This is a genomic window from Sphingomonas pseudosanguinis (assembly GCF_052056765.1).
Taxonomy (GTDB): domain Bacteria; phylum Pseudomonadota; class Alphaproteobacteria; order Sphingomonadales; family Sphingomonadaceae; genus Sphingomonas; species Sphingomonas pseudosanguinis.
The window spans coordinates 3,458,724-3,473,549 of record NZ_CP189888.1 but is presented as its reverse complement, the minus strand read 5'-3'; the positions used below and the strand labels follow the sequence as shown (position 1 = coordinate 3,473,549).

Here is a 14,826-nt window from a genome sequence, read left to right as displayed (position 1 = left end):
ACTGAGGGAGGCGTCCGTGTCAGAGGCTACCACGATCGGGCTGGATATCGCTAAGCATGTTTTCCACGCGCATGGCGCTGACGAGCGCGGCGGGCAGGTGTTCAGCCGCAGGTTGAGCCGCGGCAAGCTGCTCGATTTCTTCATGGCCCATCCTCGCTGCGTGGTCGCGCTGGAGGCCTGTGGCGGGGCGCACCACTGGGCCCGCGAGTTGCGCGCGATGGGGCACGAGGTTCGGCTGATCCCGCCCGCGTACGTGAAGCCGTTTGTGAAGCGGCACAAGAACGATGCGGTGGATGCCGAGGCGATCTGCGAGGCGGCGCAGCGGCCGAACATGCGGTTCGTGGCGGTGAAGACCGAGGAGCAGCAAGCCGCAGCGCTGGTTTTTCGAACGCGCGACCTGGCGGTGAAACAGCGCACCCAAATCGGTAACGCGCTCCGCAGTCATCTCGCGGAATACGGCTGGGTTGCACCCAAGGGAGCGGCGCACCTAGCGATGCTGGCGGATCTGCTCGACGACGGTGGGGAGATTGGCGAAACGCTGCCCGAGGCTGCACGACCGATGTTCGCGATGATGGTCGACATGCTTGCCGGTCTCGATGAGCGGATCGCCGCCTTGGATAAGGAGATTACGCGCCGGGCTCGCGAGGATAAGGTGGCCCGACGGCTGATGACTATCCCGGGTGTCGGACCGATCACGGCGACGGCCATTGCCGCGATAGCGCCTCCAGCCGAGACCTTCGCTAAGGGCCGCGACTTCGCCGCCTGGCTGGGCCTGGTGCCGAAGCAGGCATCGACCGGCGGCAAGCAGAAGCTGGGCGCGATCTCGCGAATGGGGGAGCGAACGCTGCGGCGCCTGCTCATCATCGGGGCGAGCGCGGTCGTGCTCCAGGCGAGCAAGCGCGGTGCGCCGGCCGGCTCATGGCTCGAGGGCATGCTGGCCAGGAAGCCACGCATGCTGGTCACGGTCGCGCTCGCTAACAAGATGGCCCGTACCGTCTGGGCGTTGCTGGTCAGGCAAGAGGATTACAGAGCTCCGGTCGCAGTCGCGGCGTAAGCCGAGGCGGGCCAGAGGCGTCGGAGGGCGCAGTCGGTCGAAGGAGGGTATGGCGCAACAGTCGGCGAGACGGGGTCGGAAGAACCAGAGCTTTCCACCGTGCCACGAGCACGCTTTTGGTGATGTGGTTCCGGTCCGCGAACTCCCATACGGGCCAGCAGCTCATCGCTGCATCACAGGCCGGACAGATGGCAGCATCCGACTATGCATCAGAACTTCCAAATACCGCTTGCAACCGAAGGGGCGTCCACAGATGGAATAAGCTCCTCCCCATCGTCAGATGGGGAGGGGGACCGCGCCCGCAGGGCGTGGTGGAGGGGCATGGTCGGTCCAACCGCCCCTCCACCACCGCTTTGCGGCGGTCCCCCTCCCCAAGCTCAGCTTGGGGAGGAATAGGCTTACTCGACCATCTGCTCGATCGCGCCGAAGATGGAATGGTGGCGGTCGTCCTCCATCCAGATGCGCACCGTATCACCCTTCTTCAGGAACGGCGTCACGGCCTCGCCGCCCCGGATCGTCTCGATCATCCGCACCTCGGCGATGCAGCTATAGCCGACCCCACCCTCGGCGACGGGCTTGCCGGGGCCGCCATCGGTATCGCGGTTGGACACGGTGCCCGAGCCGATGATCGTCCCCGCCCCCAGCGCGCGGGTCTTGGCCGCATGCGCGACCAGCGTGCCGAAGTCGAACGTCATGTCCTCGCCCGCATCGGCGCGGCCGAAGGGCTGGCCGTTGAGATCGACGCGCAGCACGCGGCGCAGCTTGCCGTCCTGCCACCAGTCGCCCAGCGACTCCGGCGTGACGAAGACGGGGGAGAAGGCGGAAGCCGGCTTGGACTGGAAAAAACCGAACCCCTTGGCCAGCTCGCCGGGGATCAGCCCGCGCAGCGACACGTCGTTGGTCAGCCCGATCAGCCGGATCGCCGCCAGTGCCTCTTCGCGGCTGGCACCCTGGGGCACGTCGCCGGTCACGACGACCACCTCGCCCTCCAGATCGCAGCCCCAGCTTTCATCGGCCAGCGGAATGGGATCGCGCGGCCCCAGAAAGCCGTCCGATCCGCCCTGATACATCAGCGGGTCGTGCCAGAAGCTGTCGGGCAATTCCGCCCCGCGCGCCTGCCGTACCAGCGCGACATGATTCACATAGGCCGATCCGTCCGCCCATTGATAGGCGCGCGGCAACGGCGAGGCGGCATCATGCTCGTGGAAGCGCGTACGCGGGATCGCCTCATGATCCAGATCGGTCGCCAGATTGGCCAGCGCGGGGGCATGCGTCTCCCAATCGTCGAGCGCCCCCTGCAGCGTCGGCACGATATGCCCCGCATCCGCATACCAGGCGAGGTCGCTCGACACGACGACCAGCTTGCCGTCGCGACCATGTTTGAGACTGGCGAGTTTCATGCAGGACTCCTCTTCGCTAACTGGTATCGGATGTAACCATCCGTCCGCGCTTGTCACGCATTGGGGCGGTGATCCTGCCCGAAACTTGACTTTTGGCAATGGCCAGCGCACATGCCCGCCCGTCGAGGCGTCCACTCGCAGCGTGAACGGACCTTTTGGTCCCGGCTCCGCCCCGACCCTGTCTTCAGGCTTCCCTTGTCACGCGGGGTGTCATCAACCCCGGCCCGCGCCCGCGGCCCTTCGTGACTCGCGCGCCATGTCAGAAAGTATTCCCATGTCCTTTTCCGAACTCGGCCTCGCCGAGCCGCTCGTCCGTGCGCTCGAAGCCAAGGGCTATTCCGAACCCACGCCGATCCAGCGCGACTCGATCCCGACGCTGCTGGAAGGCCGCGACCTGCTCGGCATCGCGCAGACCGGCACCGGCAAGACGGCCGCCTTCGTCCTCCCCTCGATCCAGCGTCTGGTTGAGGCGAACAAGCGCGTCCTACCGACCCATTGCCGCATGCTGGTCCTTGCCCCCACGCGCGAACTGGCCAGCCAGATCGCCGACAACGCGAAGGGCTATGCCAAATTCTCCAAGCTGGCGGTCGCGACCGTCTTCGGCGGCACCAGCATCAACAAGAACCGGCAGGACCTGTCGCGCGGCGTCGACATCCTGGTCGCGACGCCCGGCCGTCTGATCGATCTGGTCGAGCAGGGCTTCCTGAACCTGTCGATGATCGAGATCCTGGTGCTCGACGAGGCCGACCAGATGCTCGACCTGGGCTTCATCCACGCGCTGCGCCGCATCGTGAAGATGATCCCGCGCAAGCGTCAGACCCTGTTCTTCTCGGCGACCATGCCCGCCGCGATCCGCGATCTGGCCGACAAGTTCCTCGACAACCCCGCGACCGTCTCGGTCACGCCCGTCTCGACCACCGCCGAGCGCGTCGACCAGTCGGTGACGTTCGTGACTCAGCAGGAAAAGCAGGCGCTGCTGACCATCCTGCTCGCCGATCCCGCGATCGAACTGGCGCTGGTCTTCACCCGCACCAAGCACGGCGCCGACCGCGTCGTGAAGCTGCTGGCGGGCAACGGTATTGCGGCCAACGCGATCCACGGCAACAAGAGCCAGGGCCAGCGCGAGCGCGCGCTGGGCGAGTTCCGCTCCGGCCAGACCCGCGTGCTGGTGGCGACCGACATCGCCGCGCGCGGCATCGACATTCCGGGCGTCAGCCACGTCTTCAACTTCGAACTGCCCAACGTCGCCGAGCAGTACGTCCACCGCATCGGTCGCACCGCGCGCGCGGGCCGCTCGGGTCTCGCCATCGCCTTTTGCGCCGAGGATGAGCGTCCCTATCTGAAGGACATCGAGAAGCTGACCCGGCAGAAAATCACTGTCGTGCCGCTTCCCGCCGATTTCGTGAAGCGCGCCGAGACGATCAAGTCGCAGCGGGTGAAGGCGATCGGGGCCGATCCCGCGCCGCGCGTCGACCGTCCGCGCGATCCGGCGCGTCCGCGTGCCACGCATCACCCGCGCGCGACCGACACCCGCGCACCGCAGGGTCGCCAGCCGCGCCGTCGTGGCGGCGGTGGTGGAGCCGGTGGCGGCGGCGGTCGTGGCCGTGGCGGCCAGGGCCGCCCCGGTGGTGGCGGTGCCGGTCGCGGCGCGCAGGGCTGACCCCTTCTTAAGCCCCTCCCGCAGGCGAGTTTCAGGTCGGTCACGCCCCCGGCATGACCTAAACGATGCGGGGCATCGTTTACCTGAAACTGGGTTGGGGAGGGCAAGGAGTCTCACCGAGACCATAGCCTGTGGCCAGCCCTCCCCCATCCCCTCCCGCCTGCGGGAGGGGCGTGCTTCTGTAGCGAGCGCTGAACCCCAAGGCCCTCCTGATACGTTGATCGCGTAACGATCCACGCTTCAGGAGAGGTTGCCATGGATATTGCCCACACCCCCGCCGCAGAACGCATCGCGCGCGTGCTGTGCGGCCAGCGGCTGAGCGCCAATGCCGGAGGCGACTCCGAATCGGCCGCCAAGCTGGTCGACGCGCATTGGCGCGAGCATATGGCCGACGCACTTGCCGTGCTGCGAACCTTGCGCGAACCCGATCAGGCGATGGCCGATGCGGGCGATCCGGCGATCTGGGAAAAGATGGTGCTGGTCGCGGTCGAGGCTGCCAAGCCGCCCAAGGTCACGCTGTAAATCCTTTCCAGCACCGGGGATGGCGAGGCATCAGCTCTGACGGAAGGGGCATGGCACACAGAACGCCCCGTTGGACAACACCCCTCCACCATCCTTCGGATGGTCCCCCTCCCCAAGCATAGCTTGGGGAGGGGGACCACCGGGCGTCAGCCCGGTGGTGGAGGGGCCTTTGGCTACACCGTCACCTGCTCGCCCAGCTCCAGCACCTTGCCCGGCGGAATCCGCAGGAAGTCCGTCGGATCGCTGGCATTGCGCTGCAGGAACATGAACAACCGGTCCTGCCAGAGCGGCATGCCCTTCTCCGCCTCGGGCTTGAGCGTATTGCGGCCGATGAAGAAGCTGGTCTTCATCGGGTCCAGGCCCATCTGCCGCTGCTCGACGCCCAGATCGCGCGGCAGGTCGCGCGGCACGTCGGGTGTCTCCATGAAACCATAGGTCAGCACGACGGTCGCGAAATTATCGTCGAGCCGTTCGACATGCGCGCGATATTCGGGCTGCACGACGGGGCGGTCGGCGGTGCGGATCGTCATGATCAGGTTCTGCGCGTGCAGCACCTTGTTATGCTTCAGATTGTGGAGCAGCGCGCCCGGCGCCGAGGCGGGATTGGCGGTCAGGAACACCGCCGTCCCCGGCACCCGCTCGGGCGGACGCTTGGCAAGTGCGGCGGCGAGATCGGCAAGCGGGATCGCCTGCCGCTTCTCGAAGGCCGAGACGATGCCGCGCCCGCGTACCCAGGTATAGATGATCAGGCCGACCGCCGCCCCGACCAGCAGCGGCACCCAGCCCCCCTCGATCACGCGCAGGATGTTCGCGCCGAAGAAGATCAGGTCGAGCGCCAGGAAGGGCAGGATCGCGGCCAGCGCCAGCGGCCGTCCCCAGCCCCAGCGATGCCGGACGACCAGATAGGCCAGGCAGGTGGTGACCACCATCGTCCCCGTAACGGCGATGCCATAGGCGGCGGCCATCGCCGAGGAGGTCTTGAACTGGATGACCAGCACCAGCACGCCGAACAGCAGCAGCCAGTTGATCGCGGGCAGATAGATTTGCCCCTGGAAATCGGCCGAGGTCTGGCGGACACGCAGGCGTGGCAGTAAGCCGAGCTGGATCGCCTGCTGGGTCAGCGAGAAGGCGCCGGTGATCACCGCCTGCGCCGCGATGACGGTCGCCATGCCCGCCAGCACGATCAGCGCCGGGCGGAACGACTCGGGCGCCATCAGGAAGAACCAGTCCTGATTGGTAAAGGTCTGCCCGCTCGCCGCCGCGCGCTCCAGCGCCGATAGCGCGAAGGCGCCCTGCCCCAGATAGTTGAGCATCAGCGCCGGGAGAACGAGCGAAAACCAGCCGATCCGGATCGGCAACCGCCCGAAATGCCCCATATCGGCGGTCAGCGCTTCGGCCCCGGTGACGGTCAGGAACACCGCGCCCAGAACGAACAGCCCCGTCACGCCGTGTGTCGCCAGGAAGCTGATGCCATAGCCGGGCCAGATCACCCGCGCGATCGAGGGTTCGTCGGCAATGTGCCAGATGCCCAGCCCGCCGATCACGAAGAACCACAGGATACAGATCGGCCCGAACAGCTTCGACACCTGCGCCGTGCCGCGCGACTGGATCAGGAACAGCCCGATCAGGATGACGATGGTGCACAGCCGGATCAGCCCTTCGTCGAAGATCGACGCGGCGGCGGGGATGGTGCGCAGCCCCTCCATCGCCGACAGCACCGACAGCGCCGGAGTGATGATCGCATCGCCGTAAAACAGCGACGCTCCCGCCGCACCCAGGATCAGCGCCAGTCGCGAGCGGATGCCGAGCGAGCGACGGGCAAGTGCGGCCAGTGCCAGCACCCCGCCCTCGCCCTGATTATCGGCGCGCATCAGGAAGATGACATATTTGACGGTGACGACCAGGAAGAGCGTCCACAGCGCCAGGCTGAGCACGCCCAGGATTTCGCTGGGATCGATGCCGTCGGCGGCCGACTGGGACAGCGCCTCGCGAAAGGCATAGAGCGGGCTGGTGCCGATATCGCCGAACACCACGCCGATCGCTCCCACGGTCAGCGCGGCGAGCGCGGGATGACGCGGGGCGTGGCCGTCGGCCGCCCCGTGCTGGTTGTCGGTACTGTCGGTCGTTGTCGCCGTCATGTCCGCCGGAACCCCCTGTGCCAAAAGGACGGCGCGCTTTACGCCTCTTTGCCCGGGAAGCAAGGGCTTTCCCAAGCGCTCTGCAAACGCTTGATATTGTGCAGCGTCAAGCGCATGGACGGCAAATGGTTCCCTTTTCGTTCGGCGGCCGGGATTTTGCCGCCCTGCCCGAAGGCGCATTGTTCTGGCCCGCGCGCCAGGCGTTGCTGGTTGCCGACCTGCATCTGGAAAAGGCCAGCTGGTATGCCGGCGGCGGACAGATGCTGCCCCCTTACGACTCGCTGGCGACGCTGAGCGAGCTGACCGAGGCGGTGACGCGAACGGCGGCGCGCGAGGTCTGGTGCCTGGGCGACAGCTTCCATGATGCCGAAGGATGCGACCGCCTGCTGCCACAGGCGCGGGCGATGCTGCTGGCGCTGACGGCGGCGACCCGCTGGACCTGGATCACCGGCAATCACGACCCCGTGCTGCGCGATCGCTGCGGCGGCGAGGTGGTGGACGAGGCGCTGGTCGACGGCCTCGTCCTGCGCCACGAGGCCGATCCCGCGGAGACGCGACCCGAGCTGTCGGGGCATTTCCATCCCAAACTGCGGCTGCGGGTGCGCGGCAAGATGGTCGCGCGCCGCTGTTTCGTCGGCACGGCACGCAAGCTGATCCTGCCCGCCTTCGGTGCGTTGACCGGAGGGCTGGACGTCGATCACCCCGCGCTGGTCCAGGCGGTCGGCCGCGCCGCCGAAGCCTTGGTCCCCGTCCGCGACCGGATGCTGCGCTTCCCCGTCGCCGCCTGAGCCGTCCTCAGCCCGCCCTCGCCAGATCGGGAAAGCCGGCGCGGAAGCCCGCGACCTTGGGCTTGTCCCAGCGCGTGATATACGGATGCGACGGATTGCGGTCGTAGAAGTTCTGGTGTTCCGCCTCGGCAGGGAAGAACTGGCCCTGCTCGATCCGCGTCGTGATCGGCCTGGCAAAGGCATGGGCGCCGGTCAGCTGTGCGATATAGGCGCGCGCGACCTTCGCCTGATCGGGCGACTGGGCGAAGATCGCCGAGCGATAGCTGGGGCCGCGGTCGGGGCCTTGGCCACCAACCTGAGTCGGATCATGCGCGATCGCGAAATAGACGCGCAGCAGGGTCGCATAGGAGACCTGCGCCGGGTCATAGACGATGCGAATCGCCTCGGCATGGCGGGTGCGCTCGGTCGAGACGGCGGGATAGTTCGCATCCTCTCGCCGGCCGCCGGCATAGCCCGCCGTGACCGCGCGCACGCCCTTCACCCGCTCGAACACCGCCTCCATGCCCCAGAAGCAGCCACCCGCGAGGACGGCAACCTGGGGTTTCGGCATGACAGGCACGTCTATCGCTGCCCTGGGCAGCGGCACGGCGCGCTCGGCCTTGGCGGGGAGGGATGATAGCGCGATCGCTCCGAAGGCGGTCGCGGCAAGGGCGATGCAAATGGGGGTGCGCATCGCTGGAATATGGGGCGTTTTTGGGATTCGGCTAGAGGCGGAGGTCGCGCATGGGCTTCGACTTCGCTCAGCCCGAACGGCCGTTCCTTACAGCCGTCATGCCCTCGCTCCGTTCAGCCTGAGCGAAGTCGAAGGCCAAGGGAATCCCCTTAGCGAACCGCCTCGACCGGCGCCGTCGGCGCATAGCGGCTCGGCGCTTCCGCCGGGTGCAGGACCACGAGACCCAGGGCGCCAAGCGCAAATCCGCCGGCGAACTGCCATACGAAGCTGGACTTGAGGAGGGCACGCATTTGTCTTCACCTGTCGTTGCGGGTCGCCACCCGGATGGGCTGGCGATCGGTACGGGCGCCATCTGGTCGATCGGCGGCGTTCCGACAATGGCGTTTATAGAAACACAGCATTAACGGCACGTGATCGTGTCGTTCATGCCACAGTTAAGCCACATTGCCGCACCGCACATAAACCATGGAAAAAGCCAGCCGGATCGGTGCTTTGACCGAGCCGACCGGCTTTTGCGGCGCAACAGGCGCGGGATTATTTCAGCGCGGCGCAGGCCGTCTGGATGCGGGTGCACGCCTCGCGCAGCAGCGCATCGGACGTCGCATAGCTGATTCGCATCGCGGGCGAGAGGCCGAACGCCGCGCCCTGCACCGCCGCGACCTTGGCGTCGTCGAGCAGATAGCCGACGAACGCCTCGTCGCTGTCGATCAGACGGCCCGAGGGCGTGGTCTTGCCGATCAGGGCTGCGAAGGACGGATAGACATAGAAGGCGCCTTCCGGCGTCGGGCAGGTCATGCCCTCGATCGCGTTGAGCATCGACACGACCATGTCGCGCCGCGCCTGGAACGCCTGGTTGCGCTCGGCCAGGAAGCTCTGGTCGCCGGTCAGCGCGGCGGTCGCCGCCGCCTGCGCCACCGAACAGGGGTTGGAGGTCGACTGCGACTGCAGCTTGGCGATCGCCTTGATCAGCCAGGGCGCGCCGCCCGCATAGCCGATGCGCCAGCCGGTCATGGCGTACGCCTTGGAACAGCCGTTCACCGTCAGCGTGCGCTCGTACAGTTCGGGGCAGACCTGCGCGATGGTGGCGAAGCGGAAGCCGTCATAGACGATATGCTCGTACATATCGTCGGCGAAGACCCAGACATGCGGGTGGCGAAGGATGACCTCGCCCAGCGCCTTCAGCTCGTCGGCGGTATAGCCGGCACCGGTCGGGTTGGACGGCGAGTTGAGGATGACCCACTTGGTCTTGGGCGTGATCGCTGCATCCAGCGCCTCCGGGGTCAGCTTGTAACCCTGTTCCGGCCCCGCCTTGACGATCACCGGCACGCCGCCCGCGAACTGGACGACATCGGGATAGCTGACCCAGTAGGGCGCGGGGATCACGACCTCGTCGTCCGCATCGATCGTCGCGACCATCGCGTTGAATAGGGTGTGCTTGCCGCCGACATTCACGCTGATCTGATCGGCCTTGTAGGTCAGGCCGTTGTCGCGCGCGAACTTGGCCGCGATCGCCGCCTTCAGCTCGGGCGTGCCGTCGACATTGGTGTATTTGGTCTTGCCGTCGCGGATCGCCTGAATCGCGGCCTCTTTGACGAAGTCCGGCGTGTCGAAATCGGGTTCGCCCGCGCCCAGCCCGATCACGTCGACGCCCGCGCGCTTCAGCTCCATCACGCGGCTGGTGATGGCGAGCGTGGGGGACGGGCTGATACGACCGAGCGCGGCGGAGGGCTGCATGAAACGGAACCTTTGCGTCAGGGATTTGCGGGGGCGCTTTAGACGCCTCCACCCTCAATCCGCAACCATCTCCGCACGAAACAATCCGCGAAGTGCGTTGCCAAGCAAGAATCCGTCGTGAAGATCGGCCCGCGTCAGCCGCCCCTCGACCGCCCGCCCCGTCTCGATCAGATGCGCGCGCAGGATGCCGGGCAGCAGCCCCTCGGCGAGGGGCGGCGTCACCAGCGTGTCGCCGCGCGGCACGAAGATATTGGTATAGCTGCCCTCGGTCAGGACCCCCTCGGGCGTCTCGAACAGCACTTCCGCCGTCCCCGCCGCCGCCCGCGCCGCATCGTAGAAGCCGCGCGCGCTGGTCTTGTGGCGCAGGCGCAGATCGGCCTGCGACACCGGCAGGGGCACGACCCGCACCGCGACGGGCGACTCGAACGGCACGGGGCGTGGACCGACCTCGACCACGACCGCGCCGCTGCGCGCGAGCAACAGGCGGATGCGCCGGGCATCGCGCAGGCGGAAGGTCGCCGCCTGCAATTCGTTGCGCGCATCATGCCGGTCGAAGGTGAAGCCCAAGGCCAGCGCACTCGCCTTCATCCGCGCCAGATGCGCCTCCAGATGCTGGATACCCTCCAGCGGGTCGAAGGCCATGGTCTCGATCAGGTCGAAATCGCGCTGGCCGTCGGTCAGGAACGCGGCCTTGGCCAGGCACTCGTCCCATTCGTCCGCCGCGACCGAGTCGGCGACGATCCCCGACCCCAGCCCCAGCGTCACGCGGTCGCTCCCCTCGGGCCAGGTGAGCGTACGGATGGCGACGTTGAACATCGCATCGCCATGCGCGTCCAGCCGGCCGATCGCGCCGGTATACAGGCCGCGCGACGAATCCTCGATCGCCGCGATCGCCTGCATCGCCGCGATCTTGGGCGCGCCGGTGATCGAGCCGCAGGGGAAAAGCGCGGCGAGAACATCCACCGCATCGCGCCCCTCGGCCAGATCGGCGGTGATGGTCGACACCATCTGATGCACCGTCGGATAGGGTTCGACCGCGAACAGCTCGGGCACCGCCACGCTGCCGGCCCGCGCGACCCGCGACAGGTCGTTGCGCATCAGGTCGACGATCATCAGGTTCTCGGCACGCTGCTTGGGATCGTCGCGCAGGGCTTGCGCAGCCCGCGCATCGGCGGCGGCATCGCCGTGTCGCCGCGCGGTGCCCTTCATCGGCTTGGCGGTCAGCCGGCCGGCATCGAGCGCGAAGAACATCTCGGGCGACAGCGACAGGATCACCCTGTCGCCGGTCGCCACCACCGCGCCCCAGCCGGCGCGCGACCGGGCGCGCAGGCCCGCATAGAGCGCCAGCGGATCGCCCGCGACCCGGGCTGTGGCGCGGAAGCTGAGATTGACCTGATAGAGATCGCCCGCCGCGATCCGCGCGGCGACCTCGGCGAATTGCGCGGCATGGCGCTCCTCGTCCAGTTCGGGCCGCAGCGCGCCGATCCAGGCGCCGGCGGGATCGGGCAGCAGCGTCTCGACCGCCAGCGTCCGATAATCCTCGAACAGACCGAACCAGAGCAGCGGGCCATCGGTGGCGGTGAGGGCCACGTTCGGCTCGAGCGCCGCGCCGGCCTCATAGGCGATCCAGCCCGCCGCATGCAGCCCGCGCGCCCGTGCCTGGCGCAGCCGGTCGAGCGCGGGCGCGACCTCTTCGGGCGCATGCGCGGTCACGATCCCGACCGGCGCGGTATAGAGCCGCGCCGCCGCACCCCCGTCACGGGCATCGTCGAGCAACACGAAAGGGGCATCGAGGCGCAGCATGAAGGACGATCCATGCACGGCCCGCCCCCAGGCATGCAAGCAGCGATTGGGGCAAGCAGCGATTGGCTATGGCCGTCCCAGCCTCTATCTCGGGGCGATGACCGACCCTGTACCCACGCCCCCGCTGCGCGCCGCGATCGTGCCCGTCACCCCGCTCCAGCAGAATTGCTCGATCATCTGGTGCACCGCGACGATGAAGGCCGCCGTCGTCGATCCCGGCGGCGACCTGCCGCGCATCCAGGACGCGATCGCCAAGATCGGCGTGACGGTGGAGAAGATCCTTCTCACCCATGGCCATATCGACCATGCCGGCGGCGCGAAGGCGCTGTCCGATGCGCTCTCGGTGCCGGTCGAGGGGCCGCAGGAGGAGGACCGCTTCTGGCTCGCGCGGCTGGACGAGGACGGACAGGCCTATGGCATCCCCGCGCAGATCGTCGAGCCGACCCGCTGGCTGAACGAGGGCGATACGGTGACGATCGGCGAGCTGACCCTCGATGTGTACGAGACGCCGGGGCATACGCGCGGCCATGTGATCTTCCACCACGCGCCGTCGAAATTCGCGCTGGTCGGCGATGTGCTGTTCCAGGGCTCGGTCGGGCGCTCGGACATGCCCGGCGGCGATCACGACACGCTGATCCGCTCGATCGTCGAAAAGCTGTGGCCGCTGGGGAACGATACCGCCTTCATCCCGGGGCATGGCCAGCCCAGCACCTTCGGGCATGAGCGGCAGAGCAATGCGTTCGTCGCGGATCGAGTGTTGGGTTTGGGGTAAGGTATTGGGATGGGGCGAGGTTGGGGCGTGGGCTTCGACTAACGCTCAGCCTGAACGGAGGGAGCGGTTACCTCCCAAACCCCGTTCAGCCTGAGCGCAGTCGAAGGCCAAGGGATTACCGCCGTTCCACAACACTCTCCGCCCGAATCGTCTTGAACTCGGAACTTTGACGCCACTCCGGCCAATCGCGGGACGACGCCAGATCACGCCCGATCCGGTACAGCAACCCGACATCCGCCGCCGCCCCGCGCAAATCCCACTTCGCGTCCCAGGCATCACAGGTCTGGTGATAACAGCGCATATAGCCGTCCAGCCACGCCTGCCCCGCCGGGCGTCCACCCGCGACCAGATCGGGCGCGCCGCTGATCGCCATCAGCAGCAGCGTCGGCACGCCCCGCCGCGCGACCGAGAAATGATCGGCGCGATAGAACAGCCCGCGTTCGGGCAACGCCTCGGGCGTCACCACCCGCCCTTGCGCGGCGGCGGCGGCCTTCAGCCGATCCTCAAGGTCGTTCTGCCCATCCCCGACCAGCATCACGTCCCTGGCCGGCCCCGCCGTCTGGAGAATGTCGAGCGTCAGATTCGCGACCGTCTTGGCGAGCGGATAGACCGGCTTCACCGCATAGGTCTCCGACCCCAGCAGCCCGCGCTCCTCGCCGGTCCAGAGCGCAAAGACCAGGCTGCGATCGGTACGCGGTGCCGCCTTGAACGCCCGCGCCAGTTCTAACACGCCCGCCACACCCAGCGCATCGTCATTGGCGCCGGGGCGGATCGTGCGTCCTTTCGAATCGGGCGCGCCCTTGCCGTAAGCGTCCCAATGCGCGCCGAACATCACCACCTCGTCGGGGCGCGTCTTGCCGGGTAGTTTGGCCAGCACGTTGCGGCTCTCGGCGCGCACCGTCGTCACCGACAGGTCGGCGGAGAAGCGCTGGCCCTTCAGCTCGACCGGCCGGAAGTCCGCGCGCCGCGCCGCCTTCCTCTGCTGGGCCAGGTCCAGCCCGGCGGCGGCGAAGAGTTTGGTCGCCGCCTCGCCCGACAGCCAGCCCTGGAGCAGCACGCGCGAGGTCGGGTCGGTACGGACAATATCGTAATTCTCGCCCGCCGGTGCCGTCACCGTCGCCCAGCCATAGCCCGCGCCCGGCGTGTCATGGACGATCAGCGCACCGACCGCGCCCTGCCGCGCCGCTTCCTCGAACTTATAGGTCCAGCGGCCATAATAGGTCATGCGCCGGTCGCCGAACTTGCCCTTGGCATCGTCGCCCGCGACCGCCTCGAAATCGGGATCGTTGACCAGGAAGACGGCGATCTTGCCCTTCAGGTCGACGCCCTTGAAGTCGTCCCAGCCCCGCTCGGGCGCGTGGACGCCGTAGCCGACGAAGACCATGGGAGCGTCCTGGATCGCCACCCGGTCGACGGGGCGCACGGTCGAGACATAGACGCCCTGCCCCTGCACCAGCGGCATCGTACCCGCCCGCATCGTTCCCTTCCCGATCTGCGTACGGATCAACGGCACGGCTTGCGTCCATTGTCCGTCCGGACCGCCGGGCTGCAGGCCCATCGCCTTGAACTGCGCGACCAGCCAGTCGACCGTCTTCGCCTCGCCCGGCGTCCCCGGCGCACGGCCCTCGAACGCGTCGGAGGCCAGCGTCTTCACATCCGCCGACAAGCGTTGCGGCGAAATCGGGTCGGGCGCGGCGGCGGTCAGGGTGACAGCGGCGAGCGCGATCAGGGGCAGGCGAATCATCAGCGGTCGATCCTTACGACGGTGGTGGCCGCGACGGGCTTGGCCTGCGCGGTATAGACGAGCCCGATCCCCCAACCGGCCAGCAGCGCCAAGATCGCCCAGGTGCCGATCGCACCCCCGGCGCGACCGATATTGGGCGCAGGCCGCATCATGCCCCAGCCATGGCCGATCCGCGCGACGATGAACGCACCCCCCAGCACCCACAGCCAGAAGGACGATCCGCCGGCCAGCTCGATCAGACCCATCAGGATCAGGACGAAGGGCGCATATTCGACGAAATTGGCCTGGGCGCGCATGCCCGCCGCGAGTCGCGAATCGCCCCCGTCCCCGATCATGACCTTGCCACGAACGCGCCCGACCACGATTCGCAGCGCCAGCCACAAATTGACGATGGCGGCCGCCGCCGCGATGCTCAGCGTAACCGGCAGGACCATAAATGCCGTCTTTCCTGTAAATTGCCTGATCTTAGGGAGTGCCATTCCGTGGCCGCGCTTGCAACATCGGCAAAACTCGCTATAGGCGCGGGGCTTCGCGATGC

Annotated in this window: 13 protein-coding genes; 5 read left to right on the top strand and 8 right to left on the bottom strand. The window is 67.6% G+C overall.

All coding sequences use genetic code 11. The features are described from left to right. Window positions 1-16 precede the first annotated feature (16 nt). Window positions 17-1,054 carry an IS110 family transposase gene (locus ACQHGV_RS15930; RefSeq protein ID WP_440978909.1) on the top strand — a complete coding sequence of 346 codons (1,038 nt, stop codon included), beginning with the start codon at window positions 17-19 and terminating at the stop codon, window positions 1,052-1,054. 398 nt (window positions 1,055-1,452) lie between these two features. On the opposite strand, the gene ACQHGV_RS15925 is transcribed toward ACQHGV_RS15930, so the two are convergent. Further along, window positions 1,453-2,454, bottom strand: coding sequence for a fumarylacetoacetate hydrolase family protein (locus ACQHGV_RS15925; RefSeq protein WP_440978908.1), 1,002 nt, complete (start codon window positions 2,452-2,454; stop codon window positions 1,453-1,455). 274 nt (window positions 2,455-2,728) lie between these two features. Here ACQHGV_RS15925 and ACQHGV_RS15920 point away from each other — a divergent pair, with 274 nt between their 5' ends. Together ACQHGV_RS15920 and ACQHGV_RS15915 are read left to right on the top strand one after the other, a co-directional pair. Continuing rightward, the gene (locus ACQHGV_RS15920) at window positions 2,729-4,114 is read left to right on the top strand and encodes a DEAD/DEAH box helicase (protein ID WP_440978907.1); all 1,386 of its coding nucleotides are present in this window, start codon (window positions 2,729-2,731) and stop codon (window positions 4,112-4,114) included. 255 nt (window positions 4,115-4,369) lie between these two features. Further along, window positions 4,370-4,636, top strand: coding sequence for a hypothetical protein (locus ACQHGV_RS15915; RefSeq protein WP_183951555.1), 267 nt, complete (start codon window positions 4,370-4,372; stop codon window positions 4,634-4,636). Window positions 4,637-4,809: 173 nt separating this feature from the next. Here the strand turns inward: ACQHGV_RS15915 and ACQHGV_RS15910 are convergent, their stop codons facing one another. Next, window positions 4,810-6,774, bottom strand: coding sequence for a potassium transporter Kup (locus tag ACQHGV_RS15910; RefSeq protein WP_440978906.1), 1,965 nt, complete (start codon window positions 6,772-6,774; stop codon window positions 4,810-4,812). A gap of 125 nt (window positions 6,775-6,899) precedes the next feature. Between ACQHGV_RS15910 and pdeM the strand changes: the two genes are divergently transcribed. Beyond that, a complete protein-coding gene (gene pdeM / locus ACQHGV_RS15905; RefSeq protein WP_440978905.1) occupies window positions 6,900-7,562 on the top strand; it encodes a ligase-associated DNA damage response endonuclease PdeM in 663 nt (220 codons plus the stop codon). Window positions 7,563-7,569: 7 nt separating this feature from the next. On the opposite strand, the gene msrA is transcribed toward pdeM, so the two are convergent. From msrA to pabB, 4 genes are all read right to left on the bottom strand, one after another. Next, on the bottom strand, window positions 7,570-8,235 hold the full coding sequence (msrA, locus tag ACQHGV_RS15900; protein ID WP_440978904.1) for a peptide-methionine (S)-S-oxide reductase MsrA: 666 nt from the start codon (window positions 8,233-8,235) through the stop codon (window positions 7,570-7,572). A gap of 149 nt (window positions 8,236-8,384) precedes the next feature. Then, window positions 8,385-8,525, bottom strand: a complete 141-nt coding sequence (locus ACQHGV_RS15895) for a hypothetical protein (protein ID WP_409791260.1) — start codon at window positions 8,523-8,525, stop codon at window positions 8,385-8,387. A gap of 244 nt (window positions 8,526-8,769) precedes the next feature. Next, on the bottom strand, window positions 8,770-9,969 hold the full coding sequence (locus ACQHGV_RS15890; protein WP_440978903.1) for a pyridoxal phosphate-dependent aminotransferase: 1,200 nt from the start codon (window positions 9,967-9,969) through the stop codon (window positions 8,770-8,772). 54 nt (window positions 9,970-10,023) lie between these two features. Next, a complete protein-coding gene (gene pabB / locus ACQHGV_RS15885) occupies window positions 10,024-11,772 on the bottom strand; it encodes an aminodeoxychorismate synthase component I (RefSeq protein ID WP_440978902.1) in 1,749 nt (582 codons plus the stop codon). A 97-nt stretch (window positions 11,773-11,869) separates the two neighbouring features. On the opposite strand from pabB, the gene ACQHGV_RS15880 reads away from it, so the two are divergent. After that, complete coding sequence (locus ACQHGV_RS15880; protein WP_440978901.1) at window positions 11,870-12,544, top strand: MBL fold metallo-hydrolase; 675 nt, start codon at window positions 11,870-11,872, stop codon at window positions 12,542-12,544. Window positions 12,545-12,659: 115 nt separating this feature from the next. Here ACQHGV_RS15880 and ACQHGV_RS15875 read toward each other — a convergent pair whose 3' ends face one another. After that, window positions 12,660-14,288: a M28 family metallopeptidase gene (locus ACQHGV_RS15875; protein ID WP_440978900.1), complete on the bottom strand. Its 1,629-nt coding sequence runs from the start codon at window positions 14,286-14,288 to the stop codon at window positions 12,660-12,662. After that, window positions 14,288-14,722, bottom strand: coding sequence for an MAPEG family protein (locus ACQHGV_RS15870; RefSeq protein WP_440978899.1), 435 nt, complete (start codon window positions 14,720-14,722; stop codon window positions 14,288-14,290). Before ACQHGV_RS15870 ends, ACQHGV_RS15875 begins: the two co-directional genes overlap by 1 nt. Window positions 14,723-14,826 lie beyond the last annotated feature (104 nt).

Bases quoted from the DNA above. Each gene is read 5' to 3' on its own strand.
- ACQHGV_RS15925 (WP_440978908.1), bottom strand. From the start codon at position 2,454: ATGAAACTCGCCAGTCTCAAACATGGTCGCGACGGCAAGCTGGTCGTC.
- ACQHGV_RS15920 (WP_440978907.1), top strand. From the start codon at position 2,729: ATGTCCTTTTCCGAACTCGGCCTCGCCGAGCCGCTCGTCCGTGCGCTC.
- ACQHGV_RS15915 (WP_183951555.1), top strand. From the start codon at position 4,370: ATGGATATTGCCCACACCCCCGCCGCAGAACGCATCGCGCGCGTGCTG.
- ACQHGV_RS15910 (WP_440978906.1), bottom strand. From the start codon at position 6,774: ATGACGGCGACAACGACCGACAGTACCGACAACCAGCACGGGGCGGCC.
- pdeM (WP_440978905.1), top strand. From the start codon at position 6,900: ATGGTTCCCTTTTCGTTCGGCGGCCGGGATTTTGCCGCCCTGCCCGAA.
- msrA (WP_440978904.1), bottom strand. From the start codon at position 8,235: ATGCGCACCCCCATTTGCATCGCCCTTGCCGCGACCGCCTTCGGAGCG.
- ACQHGV_RS15895 (WP_409791260.1), bottom strand. From the start codon at position 8,525: ATGCGTGCCCTCCTCAAGTCCAGCTTCGTATGGCAGTTCGCCGGCGGA.
- ACQHGV_RS15890 (WP_440978903.1), bottom strand. From the start codon at position 9,969: ATGCAGCCCTCCGCCGCGCTCGGTCGTATCAGCCCGTCCCCCACGCTC.
- pabB (WP_440978902.1), bottom strand. From the start codon at position 11,772: ATGCTGCGCCTCGATGCCCCTTTCGTGTTGCTCGACGATGCCCGTGAC.
- ACQHGV_RS15880 (WP_440978901.1), top strand. From the start codon at position 11,870: ATGACCGACCCTGTACCCACGCCCCCGCTGCGCGCCGCGATCGTGCCC.
- ACQHGV_RS15875 (WP_440978900.1), bottom strand. From the start codon at position 14,288: ATGATTCGCCTGCCCCTGATCGCGCTCGCCGCTGTCACCCTGACCGCC.
- ACQHGV_RS15870 (WP_440978899.1), bottom strand. From the start codon at position 14,722: ATGGTCCTGCCGGTTACGCTGAGCATCGCGGCGGCGGCCGCCATCGTC.